Source organism: Kribbella rubisoli, assembly GCF_004217145.1.
Lineage (GTDB): Bacteria > Actinomycetota > Actinomycetes > Propionibacteriales > Kribbellaceae > Kribbella > Kribbella rubisoli.
The window spans coordinates 1,102,098-1,121,867 of the sequence record NZ_SHKR01000012.1 but is presented as its reverse complement, the minus strand read 5'-3'; the positions used below and the strand labels follow the sequence as shown (position 1 = coordinate 1,121,867).

The window sequence follows — 19,770 nt, the reverse complement described above, 5'->3', positions numbered from 1 at the left end:
TCTCCTGTCAGCCGGCCGGAGTCGGGCAGGTTCCGCTGCCGAGATCGGGGAACTCTCTGCAGACCGCGTCGTCGACCAGCGGGCCGACATACAACCGGAAGTCGTCGATCTCACCGGCGAACTCGGCACCCGCCACACGGCCCTTGCCGACGACGGTGCTACCCAGCCGGTACGGCGACGAGTGGCGCGCGGTGCCGAGGTCGTCCGCTCGTTTGTTCACCGTGATGCCGATGCCGCCGAGCGGACCCTGATTCGTTCCGTCAGGTGAGTTCGCGTCATAGGTCCCGATGACCAGCCGCCAACTGTTCGTGACGCTGTCGATGTCGTCGGGGAACATCGCGTGGTCCTCACCAGTCCCGTCGGCACGGGCCCGGGAGAAGATCCACTGGCCACCGAAGGAATCGATCGGCTTCCACTCCAGCCGCCACGCATCTCGGTCGGTGCCGGCCTGCCGTGCGATGACAGCTGGCTTGGTCGGGTCGGTCAGCTTCACCCAGGCTGCAGCGGAGAACGTCGTACCGGCGTCGACCACCGACCTCGGCAAGGACAGTGCTTCACTCGCTGCACCCGAGAACTGGAGGACCCTGCCCCGATCGGGATCCTCCACGAACGACATCGCCGGATCCGTGCTTCCGCCGAATCCGGAGATCGGCATGTTCGCGCCGAACACCGTGTCCGGTGTCCGCCAAACCTGGTCGCTCCCCAGGACGGCTGTATCCATCGGCCAGCGGGCCGCCTGGCTCACGACAGCTGCTCCGCCGCTGCGCGGATCGGTCAAGGCCATCGCCGCCGTGGCATCGAACGCACGTTGCCAGATCTGCACGCCGTCGATCGAACCGGGGAACCAGTACTGACGAACCCCGTTGTACTGGCCTCGGCCGACACTCAACGGACCGGACGCCTTCCAAGCACTGGTGGCAGGGAACGACGTGTTCCCTGCTGACTGCAGCCGTCCGTTGACATAGAGCTGGATCTTGTTTGCCACGTTGTCGTACACGGCGGTCAGGTGCGTCCACGATCCCAGCACGGCAGGCTCATCGGACAACGCTTTGACGATGCCGGGCGACATGGTGTCGGTGTTCATCCGCTGAAACACCCAACGATTGGACGACGCGGAGTAGTAGAGCTCGAACGCGCTGCCGACGCTGCCAGCTGCGCCGACAACAACCGCTTCCTTGGCAGTCGTCAGCCGGGCCCACGCCGAAACGGTGAAGCTCAATGACGTATCGACAACTGGACTCGAAGTCTCCGCATAGTCGTCCACACCGTCCATCAGGACAGACTTTCCATCACGACCCGCGTCATCGAAGGCGCCACCGCCGTAGACAATCAGTGGATGCGCGGGCGACGCGGAATCGCTCGCGATCGTTCCCGCCCCATCGTCGAACGACCAGCTGCCGATCGGCGGCCTGCCGCTGCCGACGTTCAGCATGAAGTCGGTTGGCTTGCTCGAATGCACCGCCGGGTCGTAGCTGACGACATGCAGAACGTTGTAGCCCTCCTGCGGGGGCTTGAGCGCCACAGTGACCGTATTCCCCGTAACACTGGTTCGCTGCTGTCCCTGGAACCAATATTCGTGCCGAGACACATCGCTGGCAGCACCCTTGAACGTGAACGACACCACGTCGCCGAACGACGCGATCTCCTCGCACGTTGACTCGCCCTGGCAGTTGGGAATGTTCGTCGCACCGAACTTCGCCGTGACGATAGGCGGGTCCGGCGCGAGGCGATCGACCCTGAAGTAGCACCAGACGGACCAATTCGAAACGAGCGTAACTCCACTGACGTCGTCCGGATACAGCGTGCGAGCCCGGAAGTGGTAGGTCACGCCGTCCGGCAACGCGGAACTTGGGATCGTGACGGTCATTGCCGTCCCGGGACTGTCCCGGCCGGTCAGCTTCGTCAGGAAGGGGTTCCCCGAAGAGCTGTAGATCCACAGCTCGCCCTGCACCCGAGCGTTCGGCTCGTTGACATTGTTCTTGAGTACCGGGGTCAGGCCGAACTGAATATTGGTCGAGCCTACGTTCACGGGCGCGGTCGCGTTGTCGCAGCCTTCGTTCGGATCAGTCAGGCCGACCCGCCGGGGCACGTCTGGAGGGGTCAGGTAGTGCAACTGCAGTTCGCCGAACGAGCTGAATTGCTTCCACGCGATGCCGTCGGTCTCGTCCGTTGCACTGAGCCTGAATGTCGAGGTGGTGTACCCCTTTGCTGCGGTGTCGACCATCGAGTTGGTCACCGGAAACTCGACATAGGCATCTGGACAGGACGAGTTGTAGCCATTGGCGAAGCTCTTGCTGGTCGCCGTGAGTTGGACGGCAGGCTGGTTGTTCCACGTCGTCGCAGCCGAAATCGCGCCCGTGCGGGCAACGGTTACCGACCGAGCTGCGCAGCTCGCCGAATGCACCTCGTAGGTACGCAGGGTCGAGTCGAGGATCTTCTTTCCCGCGAAAGCCGACGTGTCGAACTGGAAGAACGACCTCACGATCTTGTGCTGCTCGTAGTCCTCGAAGCCGACGCCGAGGCTGTGAGTGGTCTTGTAAAACGAAGTCGTCGGGTACAGCTGCCACGCAGCTGCCCACGCGGTGGCGCTGCGCGTTGCCGGGACCGGATCGAGAACCACCGGATAGACGGTCGACGTGGCCGTCAGGAGCTCCGAGTCGGGCACGAGTGTGAGACCGCTCTCGTCGCCGCGCACCTCGACCTCGGCGCTGTGCGCGCCAGAGGGACCATCGTCGACAATCTGAGCCGACGGCCGGGGAGGTCCGGAGAGCTTGGTCTGCGGGCCCGGCTGAGCCGAATCCCACATGACCCCGTCTCCCGCCGACAGCACCTCGCGTCCGTCGGCAGCGACGTACATCGGTCCACCCGCACGGCCGCTGCGCAGCGAAAGCCCGGACGTCGTCACCGGGAGGTGAAGCGAACGGAGTGCCGGACTGGTGGCGGCGGCCCGGTTCTTGACCACGACGTTGTAGCTAAAGCCTTCGGCCGTCGCCTCAACGACCACATCGACCCCTGCTATCACGTCGGAGTACGTGGCTGTCGAACCCGACAAAGTCGGCTGAGGCAATGACCAGGGGGACTTCAGCTCGAAAGTTCCGTCCTTCAAGCCGAGACGCGCTAACAGACCGCTCCCGCCACCCGACAACGTCACCTGAGCTACAGCAACCTTCGGACCAACGGTCCCGTCAGAGCGGAACTCAAGGTTTGTGTCGACGGCGCGCCAAGTATCGCCCTGGCGAGCTCGTACGGGCTGGTTCGACAACTTCGTCGTGAACGAGCCGTCGGCGTTCGCGAACGTTTGGGAGGTCTCCGTGGTGCGGTCGGCGATCTCGACCGGGTCGCCGCTCGCGGCGGCATACTTGGACGCTTCCTCGAGGGTGCGCCCGATCGCCGGAGGCGCCGGAGTCTTCGCCACGGCAGTTGTCGCATGCAGGCCGGCGCCCAGGACGGCCGCGGCTGTTGCCAATGCTACGAAGCCTCGTCCGCGCAGAAGGCGCGACGAAGCAGCACGAGATCCCCGCCTCACGATCCCCACCCCAACTCATCGATCCCCATCCCGAGGGGGCTAACTCTCGGGCTATGACCCGATCACCACCAGCGACAACCCATACAAATCACCCATACAAACTTGTATGGATGAGTGATGCGCATCACCCTTGACATCGCCAGGTGACCACTCCTGCAGCCGAAACGAGAGCGACCGCAGCCAGTGCCTCACGAAGGTCGCCATCGAGGCTCGCGACGGTGCGCACGCTGACCAGCCATTGCATGTCCTGCGCCCTGCTGTCGAACTGACGGCGACTTCTCCTGGATCTCGATTCCCGCCGAGATGTGGTGTGCCTGCTCGGCGGGAATCCGAGCCCTATGAAGATGGGCTGGGGTGTACAGACCTCGACCGCGTGTCTACACCTGATCCACGAAGGTGAGTGGTCACCACAGCCGCTCACAAACCGGTCGAAACGTCCTGTTCAAGCCCGCACCTCTGTCGCTAGACGAGGCCGCCGGCCTGGGCAGCAGAGGTCGAGACCGGATGACACCTCAATCCGGATACCAACTCCCCGTAGGCCGTCTGCCGTCGCGTCGGCAGCGAAGTATCCGGGTCTCACAAAGAGGACTACGGCACCGCGAACGATGCGGCCACACTAGTGAGGCGATAACACCGGCCGGACGTTCGTGCAGCCTCGGCAGGTGCGATTACACACCTCTTTACGCACCTCAATCAGCGCGACAGGACGAGTAACGATGCGAGCCAATGCGTCCATCGCGACCGTTCGATCCGTTACCTGCAAGAGATTTTGATTGTCGATGGGAACTGATGGGAATCCTCAGGTGGAATTCAGCGGGTTCGGGGTTCGAGTCCCTGGCGGCGCACAGCAGCCCAGGTCACGCAGGTGGCCTGGGCTTCTTGCTGCCCGCCGGTCACCTCTTACTCACCTCTTTGCTGCGGCAGTGGCTCACCCGGGCCGTACTTCACCGGTCGGAAACCTCTAGCGGAGGCTCAGGCTGATCGTGACTGTGTGTCACATCACATCGCTCGGCATCGTCACGGTCTCTGGGAGACCAGGCCCGTTCGATTCCGAAATCCACATCACCGCCGGGGGCACGCAGCTCGAGGTCTCCCTCGAGGTTCATTCACGTGGTCCTGAGCTGGGCACAGGTGACGCAGGTGCGGGCTGCGGGTCTGGCTCGAAGGCGGGCTGGGGTGATGGGCTGGGCGCAGTGTTCGCACGAGCCGTAGGTGCCGGCCGATAGTCGGTCGAATGCTGCCTCGATCTCCGCCAACTGCGTCTGGACCTGTTGCACTAGCGACGTGACCTGAGATCTCTCGAAGGCGATCGTCGCGCCCTCGGGATCATGCTCGTCATCAGCGTTCGAGTCTCGTGAGGCAGCGACCACCTCATGAAAGTCGCCCGTCAGGCTCGCCAGCCGTTGCAGTGCTTGTCGCCGTTGCGCCTCCAGCAGGTCGCGAGCTTCTTCCATCTATCCATCGTTGCACCGTCTGTGTATTAGCGGCGTACATCTCCTGGTGACCGTTGATCCGTCGACCAATCCCGCGGACATCAATCGCCCTCGCCAAGCTGCTCCGAAAGCTCGAGGACCTGGCTGACGCTGGCGGCGAAGATGTACGGCGAGAGCCTACCGGCGACCGCACCGCGCACCCTCGAGAGCATCCTTGTGCTGGTCGCGGACAGTGGCAGCGGCATCGCGGGAAGGCGTCATGCACCTGAGTCTTAACGCTCGCGATCACGAACTGCATCAGCTGAATCGGATGACGCCGCCGCGGCGCGGCCCTCGGGCATCATCAGCAGGGAGGCGATGAGGAAGCAGACAGCGCCGACGAAGGTGCCGCCGTTGGCGAGTTGGACGTTGGACAGCTCGCCGGCGGAGGTGACATGGGCGCCGATCGCGGACAGGCCGAAGAAGACCGATCCCCACAGGTTGAGTGCGGTGATGTGCCAGTCGCGTTGGTCGGGCCGCCACGACCACCAGCGGTGCCCAGCCTCCGCGAACGCGATCGCCGACGAGACCAGGAAGCACACCGAGCCGATCGCGTCCGGCCGCCAGACGATCCGGTTCGCCAGGTCGGACGGTACGTCGAACAGTCCGGCGAACGTGGTCACGTTGAAGTAGAGCGTGCCGACCAACTGGATCGCACACGCCCAGAATCCGGGACTCCGTGGCGCCCAGGCGAACCAGCGATGGCCGGCCTGCCGCACCACCTGCAGGTACGACAGGTACGCGCCCGACGTGAAGAGCAGCGAGCCCACGAAGTACGTGATCGCGTCGAGGTGCGGTCCGACGGCCCGCGCGTACGCCGGGATCGGTCCGGCGACGAAACACGCTGAACCGATCGCAAACAGCAGACCCGTCCACCACGTCGTACCGAATCCGCGTGCACCGGCCGCCTTGCGGCGTGCTCGCGCCTCCCACTGCACCAACCGGCCGTCGGCACGCCGGTACTGCACCCGGGTGACGAACGGGCGCGGCCCCTCGACCACCAGATCCGTCGCGTCCGGCGGCACCTCGATCGGCAGCCCTGACGTGCTCACTGTTCCGGCTCAGTGGCCGGAGCCGACCACCATCTTCTTTCGCTCCGACTCGTGTGCCCCGCCCTTCTTCTCGAGCGTCCGGCACGCATCCTCGATGTCCCGCGCGAGGGTGTCGACCTGCTCGCGGCTCAGGGTCTGCTTGACCAGGGCCCGCATGATCTTCACGTCCTGCGCGTCCGGCGGCATCGTGTACGCCGGAACCATCCAGCCGCGCTCGGCCGACAACTGCCAGGCGACGTCGAACTCGTCGTACGAATGCCCCTCGGTCAGTCTGAACGCGACCAGCGGAAGCTGCTCGAACTCGCGCCCGATCACACGGAAGTCGCCCATCTTCTCGAGTTTGTCGGCGAGCACCTCCGCGTTCCGCTGCATGTTCTCCATGATGTAGGTGTAGCCGGGACGGCCGTAGCGGACGAAGTTGTAGTACTGCGCGACCACCATCGCCGACCCGGTCGAGAAGTTCAGCGTGAACGTCGAGTCCGTCTTGCCGAGGTAGTTCTCCTTGAACACCAGGTCGGGGTTGAGGTCCTCCTTCGTCCGGAAGATCAGCCAGCCGATGCCGGGGTACACGAGGCCGAACTTGTGTCCGGACGTGTTGATCGACCGCACCTGCTCGAGCCGGAAGTCCCACTCGGAGTGCGGGTACAGGAACGGCCAGACGAAGGCGCCGCTGGCACCGTCCACGTGCAGCGGTACGTCGAGCTTCCGCTCCTTCTTGATCCGGACCAGCAGGTCGTTGATGCCGCCGATGTCGTCCTTGTGACCGGTGAACGTCGTACCGAGCACGGCCGCGACGCCGATCGTGTTCTCGTCAATGTGCGGCTCGACGTCCTCCGGGCCGATCGTGTACTTGCCGCGCTGGAGCGGGACGATCCGCGGCTCGACGTCGAAGTACCGGCAGAACTTCTCCCAGACCACGTGGACGTCTCCGCCGAACACCAGGTTCGGGTTGTCGGTCGGCAGGCCTGCGTCGCGGCGGCGCTGGCGCCAGTTCCATTTCAGCGACAGCGCGCCGAGCATGATCGCCTCGGACGAGCCTTGGGTCCGCGCGCCGGTCGTCTCGACCGGTGCGTGGAACAGGTCGGCCAGCATCCGGATGCAGCGCTGCTCGAGCTCGGCGGTCCGCGGATACTCAGCGTGGTCGATAAAGTTCCGGTGCAGGTTGAACGCGATCAGCTTCTGCGCCTCCGGCTCCATCCAGGTGGTGACGAACGTGGCCAGGTTGCGCGCCGGCAGCCCCTCGAGCGCCAGGTCCTCGGCCACCAGCCGCAGCGCATCGGTCGCTGTCATCCCCGCCGACGGAAAGTCGCGGGTCGGCACCTCCCGGGCCAGAAAACTGCTCCCGAACAACTCGGCGCTCTTCTCGTACGACCGCTCCGCGTCACTCACGACGACTCCTTTGCCGTGCCCACCTGCTGACGTGCCATCATCAGCACCTCGGCTCGGACCGAACATCCCCCCGGTGGGATGAGCACACGCCGCGGCACTGCCGGTGACGGAACCCGCTTTGCCGGTTCTACTCGGTCAGCGCCAACTCGTGTCGTGGGTCAGACGGCGGTGGCTGGTGTTGTAGGTGTCGACGCTCGTGATGGTCTTACCAGTGGTGATGGCAACCGCGAAGGCGCGGTAGCTGGTGCCGGGGACGGTAGTGGCGGTTGCTTTGAGCCGGCTGCCGTCGGACAGATTCACCATGCCGTAGGCAACACCAGCCTGGACGTTGGCTACGAACAACCGCGATCCAGCAGTTCCTTTGTCCCTCAGGCCCCACAGTCCGGCCCCGCCACTCTGGCTCGAATCGTGTGCGCCGTCAACCGGTTGACAGTCGGCCCATGGGCCGCCCTCATGGTCGACACGGACACCACCGATCACCATTCGCTGACACACCAACGACGACTCGCCCGCCGCCTTCTCGGCCTTCGCCGGGACCACGTATCCCTTCGGCAGCGTCGGATAGAACTCCAGTGCCACCAACCACCGCAGTCCATCCACCATGCCGTGCCCCACGGTGACGTCAACCGAAGTACTCCGCTGAGAAGGACTTGCGGCAGGAGCGATCTGGCCGGGCACACTGGCGTGTCCCATCCAGGACAGAGGAGCCCCGATGCCGACGATCGCCACGACTGCCGCAACAGCGGCGATCACGGTCGCGTTGCGACGCTTCCGGTGGGCTCGGCCGGCGGCCACGACCTGATCGAGAGGGACGGGCGAGGGTATATGCAGGTCCCGTGAACGCCTGAAGGCGGCACGCATCCAGTCGTCAGCCGGGTCATGGTCGGAACTCATCGCGGATCTCCAAGGCGAACTGAGTGGTGGACGAGGTCCGGGTGCACGCGGAGTTTTGCCAGGGCTCGTGATGACTGGCTTTTCACCGTGCCGACCGAACAACCGAGAATGTCGGCGACTTCTTCGACGGACAGGTCCTCGCAGTACCGCAGTACGACGACCGCGCGCTGGCGCTCGGGCAACTGGCCGAGCGCCAGCGCGAGAACATCGCGCTCGCCGACGCTCCCGACACCCGGCCCGTCCTCGTGGGCGGGCCGGGTGTCGGGCAGCACGGGCTGAAGGAACAGCGCAACCCTGCGACGTCGATGCCTGCTGCGGTTGGTGTTGACCAGCGCCTTCCGCACGTACTGCTCCACCGTGTCCATCCGCAGCCGCCGCCACCGCGGATAGATCTTGGCCAGCGTCGTCTGCACCAAGTCTTCGGCCTCGTGGAAGTCGCCCGTCAGCAGGTACGCCGTGTGCGTCAGAGACCGCCATCGGGCACCGACGAAACGAGTGAACGTGAGGTCCGGCTCCTCAGCGGAGTCGAAGGGCGGGTGCGGCACGGCAGGGCTGTCCGTTCCTGTGGTGGGTCAGCGCCAGTAGGTGTCGTGGGTGAGGCGGTGGTGCCGGCTGTTGTAGGTGTCGACGCTGGTGATGCTCCTGCCGTCACCGATGGCCGCCGCGTACGCGCGGTAGCTCGTACCCGGAACGGTCGTGGCGACTGCCTTGAGCTGACTGCCGTCGGACAGATTCACCACGCCGTAGGCGACATCGGCCCCGACATTCGCTACGAACAGACGCGATCCGCTAGTGCCCTTGTCGTGCAGACCCCACAGTCCTGCCCCACCGGCCTTGCCCGGGTCATGTGCACCCGCTATCGGCTGACAGTCGGCCCACGGACCGCCCTGGTGATCGATCCGGACACCACCGATCACCATCCGCTGGCAGAGCAGCGACGACTTGCCCGCCTCGGCCTTCAGGGCCTTTGCCGGCAGCGCATATCCCTTCGGCAAGGTGGGGTAGTACTCCAGTACCACGGACCATGCCCGACCATCGACCGTTCCCTTGCCGACCGTCTCCGAGGTGATCTTCGACGACGCCGTGGTCCGAGCTGTCAGACCGGTCGGCTGCACACCGGTGGCGACCGGCTGACCGCTTGCCGCGAACGCGGACGCCCCGAACGCAACACCACCGACGGCGGCGAACAGCGCGGCCGTCATCGCAGCCTTCTTCGGGAAACCGAGAGTCACGAGTATCTCCTTCAGGTTGTACCGCCCGGCACCGTGCCGGGCTGCGGGTCGGCCGGCGGCATCACCCGAAGGGATCTGCCGCATGGACGATGTCCGTCCGTAGGTACTCCCGATCCCCCATCACAGGTTGCCTGCGCTGCAGACAAGATCCGAAGGCAAAGCTGTCCATACTGGAGTACGACGCTGTCGTCAGCTGCCCGGTTGACCGGCAACTGGGGTTGACGTCCCGGCTCTGGCTCAGGTCCTCAGTCGCTCGCCGGCGTCGGGGTTGGGACCGCGAGGCGCCTGACAGGCTCGGCCGGTTGGGTGGCGGGGGCGAGTTCGTCGATCGGTGCGTCGCCGTTCAGGACGCAGTGCATTCTGGCGGTGTCGAGCCGGCCTTCCCATTTGGCGACGAAGGTAGCGAGGCAGTTGCCGAGGAGGTTCACGAAGACGCGCATCGAGTCCATGATCCGGTCGGCGCCGAGCAGTGCCGCCTCGGTGGACGCCGTACCGAGCGCGAGCACGAACTCCTCACGGGCGTAGCGGATGAACTTGAACAGGTTCATCCCGACGTACACGCGGGCGATCGCGGCCAGCACCAGGACGAACAACACCGCGGCCAGATAACAGCAGGCGATCAGCAGCAGCTCACACTGCCGCCGGTTACGACCCGAGGCCTGACGAACTTTGTCGCCACGTACCTCGAGGTACTCGACGCGGCGACCGACCACGGCGTACTCGATCCAGCGACCCACCGACTCGCCGTCGACGCCCTGGTCAACCACTGGTCCAACGACGACCCTCGCTGGTCCCTCCTGAACCACGCTGCCTGACTCACAAGTCTTCCGCGCGGATGATCTGCGTGACGGCGTGGATCAGGGCCAGATGGGTGAAGGCCTGCGGGAAGTTGCCGAGATGGCGGCCGCTGAGCGGATCGAGGCCCGCAACGTCGTCCTCCTCGGACCACCCGGCACCGGCAAAACCCACCTGGCCACCGCTTTGGGAGTCGCCGCCGCCCGGCACGGACACCGCGTCCTGTTCGCCACCGCGACCGACTGGGTCACCCGACTCCGGCGGTCCCGGTGGGATCACGGAGTTGCCTGGCCAGGATCGGCTTTCGTGAGGGCGCGGTGTCCGCAAGAGGTCAGGCGTCCGGATGGGTCAGCGTGGGCTGGGTTGTCCAAGATGCGAGGAGGTCGAGGGCGTGGGCGGTGGGTGAGCCGGGCTCGGCGGCGTACAGGGTCAGGGTGAGGCCCAGGTCGGAGATCATGTCGACGCTCTCGTAGGCGAGTTCGAGGTCGCCGACAACGCGGTGGTGGAAGTACTTCGTGCCCGCACCGTGTTGGCGGACGTCGTGGCTGCTCCAGCGGCGGCGGAAGTCCAGGCTCCGGGTGGACAGCTCACCGACCAAGTCGTGGAGATCCTTGTCGTGCGGGTCCCGGCCGGCCTCGGTGCGCAGGATTGCGACACAGATGTCGGCGGCGGTGTCCCAGTCCGGATAGAAGTCGTGAGCAGCATCGAGATCCAGGAAGGTGAACCGCGCGAAACTGGGCGGTTCCCCGACCGAGGCGTCGTACAGCGTCGCATGCATCGCCCGGCCGAGCTGGTTGCATGCCAGCAGATCCATTCGGCCGTTGCGGATGATCGCCGGGCCGTTGAAGTTGTCGAGCACCCACTGGAGGCTGGGTCGCGGGGTCCAGCGTTTGCCCGCACGGCGGCGTGGACGCATGCCGGCGCTGGTGCCGTCGGCGGCGTGCGCGAGGTGGAACAGATGGGTCCGTTCGGCGTCGTCGAGCTGCAGGGCGCGGGCGATCGAGTCCAGTACCGATGCGGAAACGCCGCCGAGGGCTCCGCGTTCGAGCTTGGCGTAGTACTCGATACTCACGCCTGCCAACGCCGCTACCTCACCTCGGCGCAGTCCAGGCACCCGGCGGCTGCCCACGTCCGGCAGCCCCACCGCCTGAGGAGTGATCTTGGCTCGCCGCGAGGTCAGGAACTCGCGGACCTCGGCACGGTTGTCCACAGCACTGACGGTACGACGTACCTCCTGTGGCTGGGATGCACTGTCAGTACACGTTTCGATGGAGACTCCCTCAGCACGTCTGCGCGTCGTTGACTGGAACCACGATTCACTTGATGCGAGGAGATGTTCCACCGATGCGTGGTGTTGTCATGTACGCCCCGGGCGATTTCAGGGTCGAGGACCGGCCGCAGCCGGCCATTCTGAAGCCGACGGACGCCGTCATCAGCCTCACTGCCACCTGTGTCTGCGGTTCTGACCTGTGGCCGTACCGCGGCGCCGAGCCGATCGACGGCCCGTCGCCCATCGGGCACGAGTACGTCGGCGTCGTGGAGGAGATCGGTGACGACGTCACCACCGTCAAGCCCGGTCAGTTCGTGGTCGGCGGCTTCTCGGCCTCGGACAATACGTGCGAGAACTGCCGCGCCGGTTATCAGACGTCCTGCGTCCAGCGCGAGTGGATGAACGCGATGGGTGCCCAGGCCGAGCGTCTGCGGGTGCCCCTCGCCGACGGCACGCTGGTTGCAGTGCCGGGCGCACCCGAGGAGGACCTCATCCCAAGCTTGCTGACTGCCTCGGACGTGCTGGGAACCGGATGGTTCGCGGCGGCTGCCGCTCAGGCCAGCCCCGGCAAGACAGTCGCGGTTGTCGGCGACGGGGCGGTCGGACTGATGGGTGTACTGGCGGCGAAGCAGCTCGGCGCGCAGCGGGTGATCGCAATGAGTAGACACAACTCCCGCCAGAAGCTCGCGCTCGACTTCGGGGCCACCGACATCGTCACCGAACGCGGTGACGAGGGAGTCGAGAAGATCATGGAGCTGACGAACGGCCTCGGTGCCCACTCGGTGATCGAGGCCGTCGGCACCCAGGAGTCGATGCTGCAGGCCATCCACTCGACGCGGCCCGGCGGTCACGTCGGGTACGTCGGTGTTTCCCACGACGTCACGCTGAAAGGCGACGAGCTGTTCTTCTCCCATGTCCACCTCCACGGCGGCCCTGCCCCGGTCCGGCAGTACCTGCCGCAGTTGATCAACCTGATCCTGAGCCGTCAGATCGACCCGGGAAAGGTCTTTGATCTCACGCTGCCGCTCGAGCAGGCCCCTGAGGCCTACCGGGCAATGGACGAGCGCCGCGCGATCAAGGTCCTACTCCGCCCGTGACCCTGAACTCAGCACCCGCAAGGACGACGGATCGCGGAGCACGCCTCACAGCCGGGCTGGTCACGACGGTCATCTTCCTGACCGCCATCGCGCCGCTCGCGACCGACATGTACGTGCCCGCGTTCCCGCGAGTAGCCGGCGATCTGGATGCGAGCGCAACAGACGTTCAGCTGACCTTGACCACATTCTTCGTCGGCATGGCCCTGGGCCAACTGGTGGGCGGCCCGGTCTCGGACCAGCGCGGCCGGCGCCGACCGCTGCTCGTCGCAATCCTGGCGATGGCCGCAGCGTCGGTCGTTTGTGCGCTCACGCCGACGATCGGCGTGATGACCGTGGCCCGCTTCGTGCAAGGTTTCGCCGGCGGCTGGGCAATGGTCATCGGCCGCGCGGTCATCGTCGACCTGGCTCGCGGCGCTCAGCTGGTGAGGGTGCTGAACCTGATCGCGGGCGTCGGCGGCATCGCACCGATCGTCGGCCCACTACTCGGCGCAGCCATCCTGCAGCTGTCCGACTGGCGCGTCTCGTTCTGGGCAGTGGCCGTCCTCGGTGTCGCCATGATGCTTGCCGTGTTGGTCGCCGTACCCGAATCGCTCCCTCCCGAACGCCGTCACGGCGGTGGTCTGCGGAGCTTCGTCGCAGCCGGCCGGGTCGTCCTCGGCAACCGCGAGTACGTCGGCTACGTCATCGTCGCCGGGGCCGCGATGGCCGCGCTGTTCGCGTACGTCGCCACGTCCGCTTTCGTACTGCAATCCATGAACGGGCTCTCCCCCGTCGCGTACTCGGTCGACTTCGCCGGGAACGCAGCCGGAATGACAATCGCAGCACTCGTCGCCGCACGGCTCGCCGGTCGAATTCCCACCCGCAGTCTCATCCTCGTCGGCCAGGTCGCAGCCCTGTCCGCGGGTGTTGTGATGCTGAGCGGTGCCCTGTGGTTCGATACCCCTCTGATCGTCGCCATCGTGTGCTTCTTCGTCCTGATGACCGCGCAAGGCCTGATGATCCCGAACGGCGGTGCGCTCGCGTCGGCCGCCGTACCGGATCATCCCGGCACCGGGTCCGCCGTACAGGGCTGTCTCCAATGGGTGGCAGCCGGCACCATCGCCCCCATCGCCGGCCTCGGCGGCGAACACACCGCGGTCCCGATGGCTACGCTCATGATCGCCGGCGCGGCAGTGTCTCTCATCGGCCTCCGTATCGCCGGACGCTAGCCGGACACCTGCCGGCTGGTTATTGCGTTCTGGTCTTGTGTTCGTCGCGTAGTTGGTCGGTGGTCGCGCTGATGTGGGCGACCTGCCCGGCCAAGGTGGGGTTGCTGTTCTCGAGCTCCTCGCCGGTCATGTCCGGCAGGTCGGCGCTGTGCGGGTTGAGCCGCAGATGGCGGCGCTCGGCCGCCTGCCGGCTGGCAACGCCGAGCGCGGGAGCGAGCTCCGCCCAGCTGACGCCCTGCTCTCGCGCTGCACCGATGAGCAGCGGCTCCCAGGCGGCGAGCCACTCCCTCACCTCATCATCGGCGTCAGCGATTGGATGACATCGACACTTGTCATCGTTTGGATGACATGTTATACCGGAGGTGCGTATTGACACCACAGTTGACTCGATGCCACAGGAGGTGCAGACGATGTTGATGCGCACAGACCCGTTCCGCGAGTTCGACCGGCTGGCCCAGCAGGTGTTCGGGAGCCAAGCGCCGGGCACGTGGTCCCGGCCGACCGCGATGCCGATGGACGCCTACCGCCAAGGCGATCAGTATGTCGTTTCCCTCGATCTTCCCGGTGTCGCACCGGACGCGATCGAACTCGACGTGGAACGCAACGTACTCACCGTGAAGGCCGAGCGCAGGCCGCTCGAGCTCGGTGACGATGTGGAGATGCAGGTTGCCGAGCGCCCGCTCGGGGTGTTCTCCCGGCAGCTGTTCCTCGGGGACACGCTGGACGCCGAGCGGATCGAGGCCCGCTACGAGGCCGGCGTACTCACACTGAGGATCCCGATCGCCGAACGAGCCAAGCCACGCAAGATCTCGATCGCGAGCACCGACAGCGATCGCAAGGAGATCAACTCCTGACCAGGCGCCGGCGAGACGGCAAGTTGTTGTCGATGGGGTGAGATCGATGACGGTGGACGCACAGCAACTCGACGAGGCCTTCCTCGACCTGACGCTCGCCGATGACGAGCTGCTGCAGATCGAGTTCGACGCTCTGATCGCTGCCTGCTGGGAATCGCCGTCCGAGCCGCCGCTCGACAAACCTTGCCCACCCAGCGGTGGACATTCCGCATGGCCGCGGTCGCGCCGGGCACGCCAGGGGACACATGCGCCCCGGTCGGTGTTGCCGCGTCGAACCCACGGCCGGGCTCGCGGGCCTCCGCGGGGCCGGAACAGCTGACGAACCTCGATTTCTCGTGTGAGAGGAGGTGAACCCAGCCGTTACTCGACACAAGTCCTGACCTGTGGTGCGGCCGCCCGCCGAGGCACCCCTCGACCAGGCGGGCCGCCGCACCCCAACCCCGGCGATCAAGCTTCATCCGTCAGAGGCAATGAGCACAACGCCGAAACCCGCGCGCCGGAACCGGAACCTGACGCCGACCAACGCCTGCAGAAAATCCTCACCGCCCACACGACACTGCGCGATCCCGTCCGTCGCGCCGCCTACGACCGCATCTTGACCGAGGATCATCATGTCCGTTGACGCCATCGAAACCTACTGCGAGAACGGCATCTGGAAGACCCGCTGGCGCAACAGCGACGAACCCTTCGCAACCGGCGGCGGAAAGCAGCACCAGGCCGGCCAAGGCGCGACCGTGGCCTGCTGGTACGGCGTCGACCACATCATCACCAACCCCGACGGAACGATCGCCGAACACAACTCCTACCGCTACCGCCGAGAGTACGAACCCAGCTGACAACACCGGGCTCTCGATGCCAGTGCCAGTTCCGGCCGAACATCGCGGCAATAAATGGGGCCATTGGCAACTTTCTCCCACCCGCGGAGATGAGCAGGCTTGTGGTTCAGCGTCGCGCCGTCGTGTTCCGACCGGTCACCGTGGATGCGATGACGACCAGAACTGCGGAGATCACGATGGCCACGAGCCAGCGCACCCAGTCGACGCCTGAGCTGCCGTTACCGCCGAACGCGGTGTAGACGAACCAGCCGATGATGACCCCGCCGATTCCGCACAGGATGGTCAGCCAGATCGGGATGTTGTCCTTGTTGCCCGGAGCGACGAACTTTCCGAGTAGGCCGATGATGATACCGGCGACGATGACTCCGATGATTTCCATGGTTCCGTCCCTCTTGTGTAGCCCCGAATCGCCGAGGTGATGTACCGCAGCGCCCCCACCGGTGCCCAAGCCACAAACCGGTTCATCACCCCTCGATGCCGGTGGCGTCGTGTGCGGTGCCGACCGGCTTGCTTTCAGGGGATCCGCGTTGACGTAGGTAGATGCTGAAGACCGCCATCGATCCGACGGCGAGCAACTCCGACTGCCAGTTCTGCAGGCTTCGACTCCAGAAGTCGGCCGAGCCGACGTAAGACAGCCACGATTGTGGATCTTGAAGCTGCTTCAGCCGCTGCTCGTTGTACGCCGACCAGCCCGCGACCGACTGCACCAGCCAGCAGGCCAGGAACACCGCGCCCATCACGAGACCGAGTGACGAGGAATAGATCCTGGTCCGCACGCCGCCCACCTTCGCCCAGTGCGGTGAGTCGGGTCCGGCGTACGCCCCGACCTTCTGGTCCTCGTCGGATTCCCGGCCGGCCTGATCGAGCGGCTTGGATTCCGGGGAACCGCGTTGCACCAGCCAGACGGTCAGGACGATGTAGAGCAGGAACTGCAGGTACTCGCTCTGCCAGTTCTCGGTGACGTCGACGGCGAAGTCTGCGGAGGTGACGTACCGGCCGAAAGAAATCGTCGCGAGACCGTCGGCGACCTGACCGTCGTTGAATTCTGCAAGGCCGGCGAAGGCTTGCCCGACCAAGGCACCCAGGAACAGCACTCCGAAGACGAGACTCAGAGAGTTGGTGCGTACGAAGCCACGCACCCGGGTCATCGGTTGATCACCCCCAGGGTGAGGAAGTACGCCAGGCCGACGAGGACGACGGCCAGGTAGACGATGAACATTACGCGCATCGGTCGTTCACCCTTTGACCTTGCAGTCATAAGGCAGCTGATCCTGCGAGGTACAGGCCGCGGCGACGATCTTCCAGCCGTCGCCGAACTCCGCCAGGAAGGCTGTGTCCCCGTTCATCCGCGCGTACGCGTGAGTGCCGTACTTCCGCAGCTCGACCACGCTGTCCGCCGCTGGGATGTCCTGGTCCAGGATCGCCGCAGCACACGACGCCTGCGCCGACTGTTCCACCTCGTGGCGCGTTTGGGGCCCCAACAACCCGCAGGCCGCGGCCGCGTCGTGGACTGCGATGGCGTGGTAGAACCGATCCGCAACTGCAGCAGGTGCCTCAGGCAACTTCGAGCCACAGGAACTGACTGCAAGTACGATCGCGCCCATCACTACACCGACAAACCACGGTCTCATATCTGAACAGGTTCCCAACCCGATGCGCCGTGACGCGTCAGAGGTCCCTTTGCCGGGGCGGTTGCGTCGCGATCCCGAACTCAGACAACACTCACATCACAGCGCCGGCACTCGTCCGGAGGTAGCGGGGCGAGGCCGCCCAGTCCGTCAGGAGGTGCTCGGCGACGAGGTTGTCGACGACGAGTGAGCAGCGTGCGCCGAACAGGACGTCATCTCGAGCGCCGCCAGGTGACCGATGAGGGCGGCGGTCCAGCGGCGGTGGATCGCGAACAGCGACATCACGTTCGACACGGCCAGCGTGACGGCCGGCACCTCCGCGACGTAGCGGCCGTGGCTGTCGTCGAGGCCGAGCCAGCGCATCGTCGTACGGAACAGCTCGGAATGCATGCGCTCCGGACGACCGCCGCCGTACTCGTCGGACTCGATCTCGACCAGCGCCGCCTTCGCAGCGCCCTCCAGCCGGGGAATGCCGAAGCTATGCGGGTCGGCCTCCTTGAGCCGGTACACAGACCGATTCAGAACGAACTCGCGAAACTGCTCTCGCGTCGCATGCCGACGCAGGTACGGCGCCAACCGCTGTCCGTCATCGGCGTCGATCATCGACCGGAGCTGGACTGCGACCGGCTCGTAGGTCGGATCAACCCGGCAGTTGGATTCCAGCCAATAGATCCACGGACGCTCCAGTTGGTTGCGGAGCGCAATGATGTCCGGATCCCACTGCGCCTCGGGGTCGACGTCGTCGAAGCCGCGGTACTACAGCTCGTACGCGATCCAAAGCGCAAGCTGCAGATCCTCATCAGCGAACGGCTGGCCGGACCGGGCGATCTCGATGGACCGCTGTGTACCGCGGACGCCGGTGACCTGGTCGCTCAACCAGGCACTGAGCGGCTCACGCGGCGGTGGTAGTTGCATGTTCTCTCCTCGACACATTGGCAGCCGACCAGTACCCGCGCTGGAAACCGTTACGGAGCTGGGTACCGGCGGTTCCATGGCCACCGAGGACGACGGCGCGGCACAGATCCGCTTCTACCCGGATGGCCCGATCCTCGTACGCGGCGACTTCGAACTGCTGGACGAGAACGGCGATCCGCTGCCCGCGGCCCGCCGTACCATCGCGCTCTGCCGCTGCGGGCGCACCGCGATCCCTCCGTTCTGCGACGGAACGCACACTCTCCCGCACCGGACCAGCTCCTGACCTGCTCATTCATGTGGTGAAGACCTCCGCCAACCATGGGACCGCGCGCTTGGGACCCAGGGCTCGTAGCACGTCCACGAGAGGGTGTTCGATCATCGCTCGCACCTCGTCCAGACCGTCCCTCGCGTATGGCTCGGCGACGTCCACGAGGTCGTGAAGGCAGCTCCGGGTGGGCAGGGATTCACCGGTCCGCAGATCGAGGAGCCGTCCCCCCACGCCGTCGCGAAGCGCAGACCACCGGTTCTCCGCGATCCTCCATGTCGGAGCCGGTGGCTGAAGATCGCCGAGACGATGCAGGTCGGCGAGCCCGGCCGCGAGCGCATGTACGAACCGGGCAATAGCGCTGGTCCCTTCCACGGTTGCCTGTACGTCGAGGACCCGCAGCTCCAGCGTGCCGTATCCGACGTGCGGTCGAAGCTCCCACCACCACTCCGACGCGTCAGCCACGGCGCCTCCTCGGACAGCCCAGGCCAGGTCATCGGCGTACTGCTCCCACGAGGCGATGATCGGCGGCACGCCCTGTCTAGGCAGCTGGGAGGCGATCACCGGACGCACCGAACACAGCCCGGTGTCACGTCCCGCAGCGAACGGCGAGGCCGCGGCCAGTGCAGCCAGCTCCGGCAGTCGATCCCGCAGCGCGTGGTACACGCCCAGCGTGCAATCGGCGTCGCCGAACGCCAGGTGCACCTGCAACGAGGAGACCAACTGCCGCCCGATCACCTCGCGGTAGCGAGTCCCGAGCCTAGCGGCCCGCGCAGTGCCCGACAGCGCGGTGGGTCCGTCGACGAGGGGGTGGACCGGCGCCGCGATCGCGGCCACGTCCTTATCGCAGACATCAGCGACGAGCAGGCGGCAACTGCGCAGTTCCTCAACCGCGTCAGTCACTTCAGCGTGCACGGACGTCGCAATCTCCAGCTGGCAGGCCGGCAGCTCACGCTTCACCCGTGAGTCCCCGGCTCCCGCAACCACCGCGCCGGCATCCGCGGGCAACCAACTATCCCGACGTACCACCAGCAGCTCTTCCTCGAGCCCCACCGTCCCGGCCGCTGTGCCCGAGAACAACGCGCGAAGGCGACCGGCGTCAGGCGGCGCCGTGGCGAGGGACTTGGCATTGGTCACGCGATCCTGTTACCTCCCGTGCGCAAGCGAATCCTCGTCCAGCGCACAGACGCATGGACGAATACGAGGTGGGTACCCGGATCGAACACAGACGGGGTCTGGGCGGGTGGCTCCGTGTGGCAGTTCCATGATGTTCATACGGCGCAGGTGATGGAGTGCGGCCAGTACGGCGGGCCGGGTCTCCACCACCGCCCGGAGGC

At 65.8% G+C, this 19,770-nt stretch carries 24 protein-coding genes; 7 read left to right on the top strand and 17 right to left on the bottom strand.

All coding sequences use genetic code 11. The features are described 5' to 3' along the window. Positions 1 to 7 precede the first annotated feature (7 nt). The 9 genes from EV645_RS19635 to EV645_RS43380 all read right to left on the bottom strand — a co-directional run bounded on the left by EV645_RS19635 (position 8) and on the right by EV645_RS43380 (position 10,534). Complete coding sequence (locus EV645_RS19635; protein WP_130445317.1) at positions 8 to 3,466, bottom strand: LamG-like jellyroll fold domain-containing protein; 3,459 nt, start codon at positions 3,464 to 3,466, stop codon at positions 8 to 10. A 1,166-nt stretch (positions 3,467 to 4,632) separates the two neighbouring features. Next, complete coding sequence (locus EV645_RS19630; protein ID WP_130445316.1) at positions 4,633 to 4,980, bottom strand: TraR/DksA family transcriptional regulator; 348 nt, start codon at positions 4,978 to 4,980, stop codon at positions 4,633 to 4,635. 251 nt (positions 4,981 to 5,231) lie between these two features. Beyond that, complete coding sequence (locus EV645_RS19625) at positions 5,232 to 6,050, bottom strand: YrhK family protein (protein ID WP_130445315.1); 819 nt, start codon at positions 6,048 to 6,050, stop codon at positions 5,232 to 5,234. 9 nt (positions 6,051 to 6,059) lie between these two features. Continuing rightward, positions 6,060 to 7,439 carry a glutamate decarboxylase gene (gad, locus tag EV645_RS19620; protein WP_198681717.1) on the bottom strand — a complete coding sequence of 460 codons (1,380 nt, stop codon included), beginning with the start codon at positions 7,437 to 7,439 and terminating at the stop codon, positions 6,060 to 6,062. A 135-nt stretch (positions 7,440 to 7,574) separates the two neighbouring features. Then, complete coding sequence (locus tag EV645_RS19615) at positions 7,575 to 8,042, bottom strand: hypothetical protein (RefSeq protein WP_130445313.1); 468 nt, start codon at positions 8,040 to 8,042, stop codon at positions 7,575 to 7,577. 287 nt (positions 8,043 to 8,329) lie between these two features. Beyond that, positions 8,330 to 8,878, bottom strand: coding sequence for a SigE family RNA polymerase sigma factor (locus EV645_RS19610; RefSeq protein WP_130445312.1), 549 nt, complete (start codon positions 8,876 to 8,878; stop codon positions 8,330 to 8,332). A 27-nt stretch (positions 8,879 to 8,905) separates the two neighbouring features. Then, positions 8,906 to 9,565 carry a hypothetical protein gene (locus tag EV645_RS19605; protein WP_130445311.1) on the bottom strand — a complete coding sequence of 220 codons (660 nt, stop codon included), beginning with the start codon at positions 9,563 to 9,565 and terminating at the stop codon, positions 8,906 to 8,908. Positions 9,566 to 9,810: 245 nt separating this feature from the next. After that, a complete protein-coding gene (locus tag EV645_RS42285) occupies positions 9,811 to 10,332 on the bottom strand; it encodes a cation:dicarboxylate symporter family transporter (RefSeq protein ID WP_198681716.1) in 522 nt (173 codons plus the stop codon). Between the two features lie 49 nt (positions 10,333 to 10,381). Further along, on the bottom strand, positions 10,382 to 10,534 hold the full coding sequence (locus tag EV645_RS43380; RefSeq protein WP_157997111.1) for a hypothetical protein: 153 nt from the start codon (positions 10,532 to 10,534) through the stop codon (positions 10,382 to 10,384). Between EV645_RS43380 and EV645_RS43375 the strand changes: the two genes are divergently transcribed. Beyond that, positions 10,463 to 10,798 (top strand): ATP-binding protein, encoded by a 336-nt coding sequence (locus EV645_RS43375; RefSeq protein ID WP_422386633.1) that lies wholly within the window; start codon positions 10,463 to 10,465, stop codon positions 10,796 to 10,798. The genes EV645_RS43380 and EV645_RS43375 overlap by 72 nt on opposite strands. On the opposite strand, the gene EV645_RS19585 is transcribed toward EV645_RS43375, so the two are convergent. Then, positions 10,692 to 11,570 (bottom strand): helix-turn-helix transcriptional regulator, encoded by an 879-nt coding sequence (locus EV645_RS19585; RefSeq protein WP_130445310.1) that lies wholly within the window; start codon positions 11,568 to 11,570, stop codon positions 10,692 to 10,694. The two genes, EV645_RS43375 and EV645_RS19585, sit on opposite strands and share 107 nt — an antisense overlap. Positions 11,571 to 11,704: 134 nt before the next feature. On the opposite strand from EV645_RS19585, the gene EV645_RS19580 reads away from it, so the two are divergent. After that, positions 11,705 to 12,727, top strand: a complete 1,023-nt coding sequence (locus tag EV645_RS19580; RefSeq protein ID WP_130445309.1) for a zinc-dependent alcohol dehydrogenase family protein — start codon at positions 11,705 to 11,707, stop codon at positions 12,725 to 12,727. Continuing rightward, positions 12,724 to 13,935 (top strand): multidrug effflux MFS transporter, encoded by a 1,212-nt coding sequence (locus tag EV645_RS19575; RefSeq protein ID WP_242000520.1) that lies wholly within the window; start codon positions 12,724 to 12,726, stop codon positions 13,933 to 13,935. Before EV645_RS19580 ends, EV645_RS19575 begins: the two co-directional genes overlap by 4 nt. A gap of 19 nt (positions 13,936 to 13,954) precedes the next feature. Here the strand turns inward: EV645_RS19575 and EV645_RS19570 are convergent, their stop codons facing one another. Further along, a complete protein-coding gene (locus tag EV645_RS19570; RefSeq protein WP_130445308.1) occupies positions 13,955 to 14,227 on the bottom strand; it encodes a hypothetical protein in 273 nt (90 codons plus the stop codon). Positions 14,228 to 14,324: 97 nt separating this feature from the next. On the opposite strand from EV645_RS19570, the gene EV645_RS19565 reads away from it, so the two are divergent. The 3 genes from EV645_RS19565 (at position 14,325) to EV645_RS19555 (ending at position 15,625) form a co-directional block, all read left to right on the top strand. Beyond that, entirely contained in the window at positions 14,325 to 14,789 is a 465-nt protein-coding gene (locus tag EV645_RS19565) for an Hsp20/alpha crystallin family protein (RefSeq protein WP_338419147.1), read from the top strand. A gap of 46 nt (positions 14,790 to 14,835) precedes the next feature. Further along, positions 14,836 to 15,108, top strand: coding sequence for a hypothetical protein (locus EV645_RS19560; protein ID WP_130445307.1), 273 nt, complete (start codon positions 14,836 to 14,838; stop codon positions 15,106 to 15,108). 292 nt (positions 15,109 to 15,400) lie between these two features. Continuing rightward, on the top strand, positions 15,401 to 15,625 hold the full coding sequence (locus tag EV645_RS19555) for a DUF2188 domain-containing protein (RefSeq protein WP_130445306.1): 225 nt from the start codon (positions 15,401 to 15,403) through the stop codon (positions 15,623 to 15,625). Between the two features lie 106 nt (positions 15,626 to 15,731). On the opposite strand, the gene EV645_RS19550 is transcribed toward EV645_RS19555, so the two are convergent. From EV645_RS19550 to EV645_RS42275, 5 genes are all read right to left on the bottom strand, one after another. Continuing rightward, positions 15,732 to 16,004 carry a GlsB/YeaQ/YmgE family stress response membrane protein gene (locus EV645_RS19550; RefSeq protein WP_130445305.1) on the bottom strand — a complete coding sequence of 91 codons (273 nt, stop codon included), beginning with the start codon at positions 16,002 to 16,004 and terminating at the stop codon, positions 15,732 to 15,734. An 85-nt stretch (positions 16,005 to 16,089) separates the two neighbouring features. Then, positions 16,090 to 16,773, bottom strand: coding sequence for a DUF6766 family protein (locus EV645_RS19545; RefSeq protein WP_130445304.1), 684 nt, complete (start codon positions 16,771 to 16,773; stop codon positions 16,090 to 16,092). Positions 16,774 to 16,860: 87 nt separating this feature from the next. Beyond that, positions 16,861 to 17,229: a hypothetical protein gene (locus tag EV645_RS19540; protein ID WP_130445303.1), complete on the bottom strand. Its 369-nt coding sequence runs from the start codon at positions 17,227 to 17,229 to the stop codon at positions 16,861 to 16,863. A gap of 174 nt (positions 17,230 to 17,403) precedes the next feature. After that, positions 17,404 to 17,856 (bottom strand): iron-containing redox enzyme family protein, encoded by a 453-nt coding sequence (locus tag EV645_RS42280; protein ID WP_198681715.1) that lies wholly within the window; start codon positions 17,854 to 17,856, stop codon positions 17,404 to 17,406. 153 nt (positions 17,857 to 18,009) lie between these two features. Further along, entirely contained in the window at positions 18,010 to 18,168 is a 159-nt protein-coding gene (locus EV645_RS42275; protein WP_198681714.1) for a hypothetical protein, read from the bottom strand. 76 nt (positions 18,169 to 18,244) lie between these two features. On the opposite strand from EV645_RS42275, the gene EV645_RS19530 reads away from it, so the two are divergent. Continuing rightward, positions 18,245 to 18,451, top strand: a complete 207-nt coding sequence (locus EV645_RS19530; protein ID WP_130445302.1) for a CDGSH iron-sulfur domain-containing protein — start codon at positions 18,245 to 18,247, stop codon at positions 18,449 to 18,451. Between the two features lie 9 nt (positions 18,452 to 18,460). Here EV645_RS19530 and EV645_RS19525 read toward each other — a convergent pair whose 3' ends face one another. Continuing rightward, positions 18,461 to 19,570: a carboxylate-amine ligase gene (locus EV645_RS19525; RefSeq protein WP_130445301.1), complete on the bottom strand. Its 1,110-nt coding sequence runs from the start codon at positions 19,568 to 19,570 to the stop codon at positions 18,461 to 18,463. Positions 19,571 to 19,770 lie beyond the last annotated feature (200 nt).

Coding starts and splice junctions, on each gene's coding strand:
- EV645_RS19630 (WP_130445316.1), bottom strand. CDS start 4,980: ATGGAAGAAGCTCGCGACCTGCTGGAGGCGCAACGGCGACAAGCACTG.
- EV645_RS19615 (WP_130445313.1), bottom strand. CDS start 8,042: ATGGTGGATGGACTGCGGTGGTTGGTGGCACTGGAGTTCTATCCGACG.
- EV645_RS43375 (WP_422386633.1), top strand. CDS start 10,463: ATGGCGGCCGCTGAGCGGATCGAGGCCCGCAACGTCGTCCTCCTCGGA.
- EV645_RS19580 (WP_130445309.1), top strand. CDS start 11,705: ATGCGTGGTGTTGTCATGTACGCCCCGGGCGATTTCAGGGTCGAGGAC.
- EV645_RS19565 (WP_338419147.1), top strand. CDS start 14,325: ATGCCACAGGAGGTGCAGACGATGTTGATGCGCACAGACCCGTTCCGC.
- EV645_RS19560 (WP_130445307.1), top strand. CDS start 14,836: ATGACGGTGGACGCACAGCAACTCGACGAGGCCTTCCTCGACCTGACG.
- EV645_RS19555 (WP_130445306.1), top strand. CDS start 15,401: ATGTCCGTTGACGCCATCGAAACCTACTGCGAGAACGGCATCTGGAAG.
- EV645_RS19550 (WP_130445305.1), bottom strand. CDS start 16,004: ATGGAAATCATCGGAGTCATCGTCGCCGGTATCATCATCGGCCTACTC.
- EV645_RS19545 (WP_130445304.1), bottom strand. CDS start 16,773: ATGACCCGGGTGCGTGGCTTCGTACGCACCAACTCTCTGAGTCTCGTC.
- EV645_RS19540 (WP_130445303.1), bottom strand. CDS start 17,229: ATGGGCGCGATCGTACTTGCAGTCAGTTCCTGTGGCTCGAAGTTGCCT.
- EV645_RS42280 (WP_198681715.1), bottom strand. CDS start 17,856: ATGATCGACGCCGATGACGGACAGCGGTTGGCGCCGTACCTGCGTCGG.
- EV645_RS42275 (WP_198681714.1), bottom strand. CDS start 18,168: ATGCAACTACCACCGCCGCGTGAGCCGCTCAGTGCCTGGTTGAGCGAC.
- EV645_RS19530 (WP_130445302.1), top strand. CDS start 18,245: ATGGCCACCGAGGACGACGGCGCGGCACAGATCCGCTTCTACCCGGAT.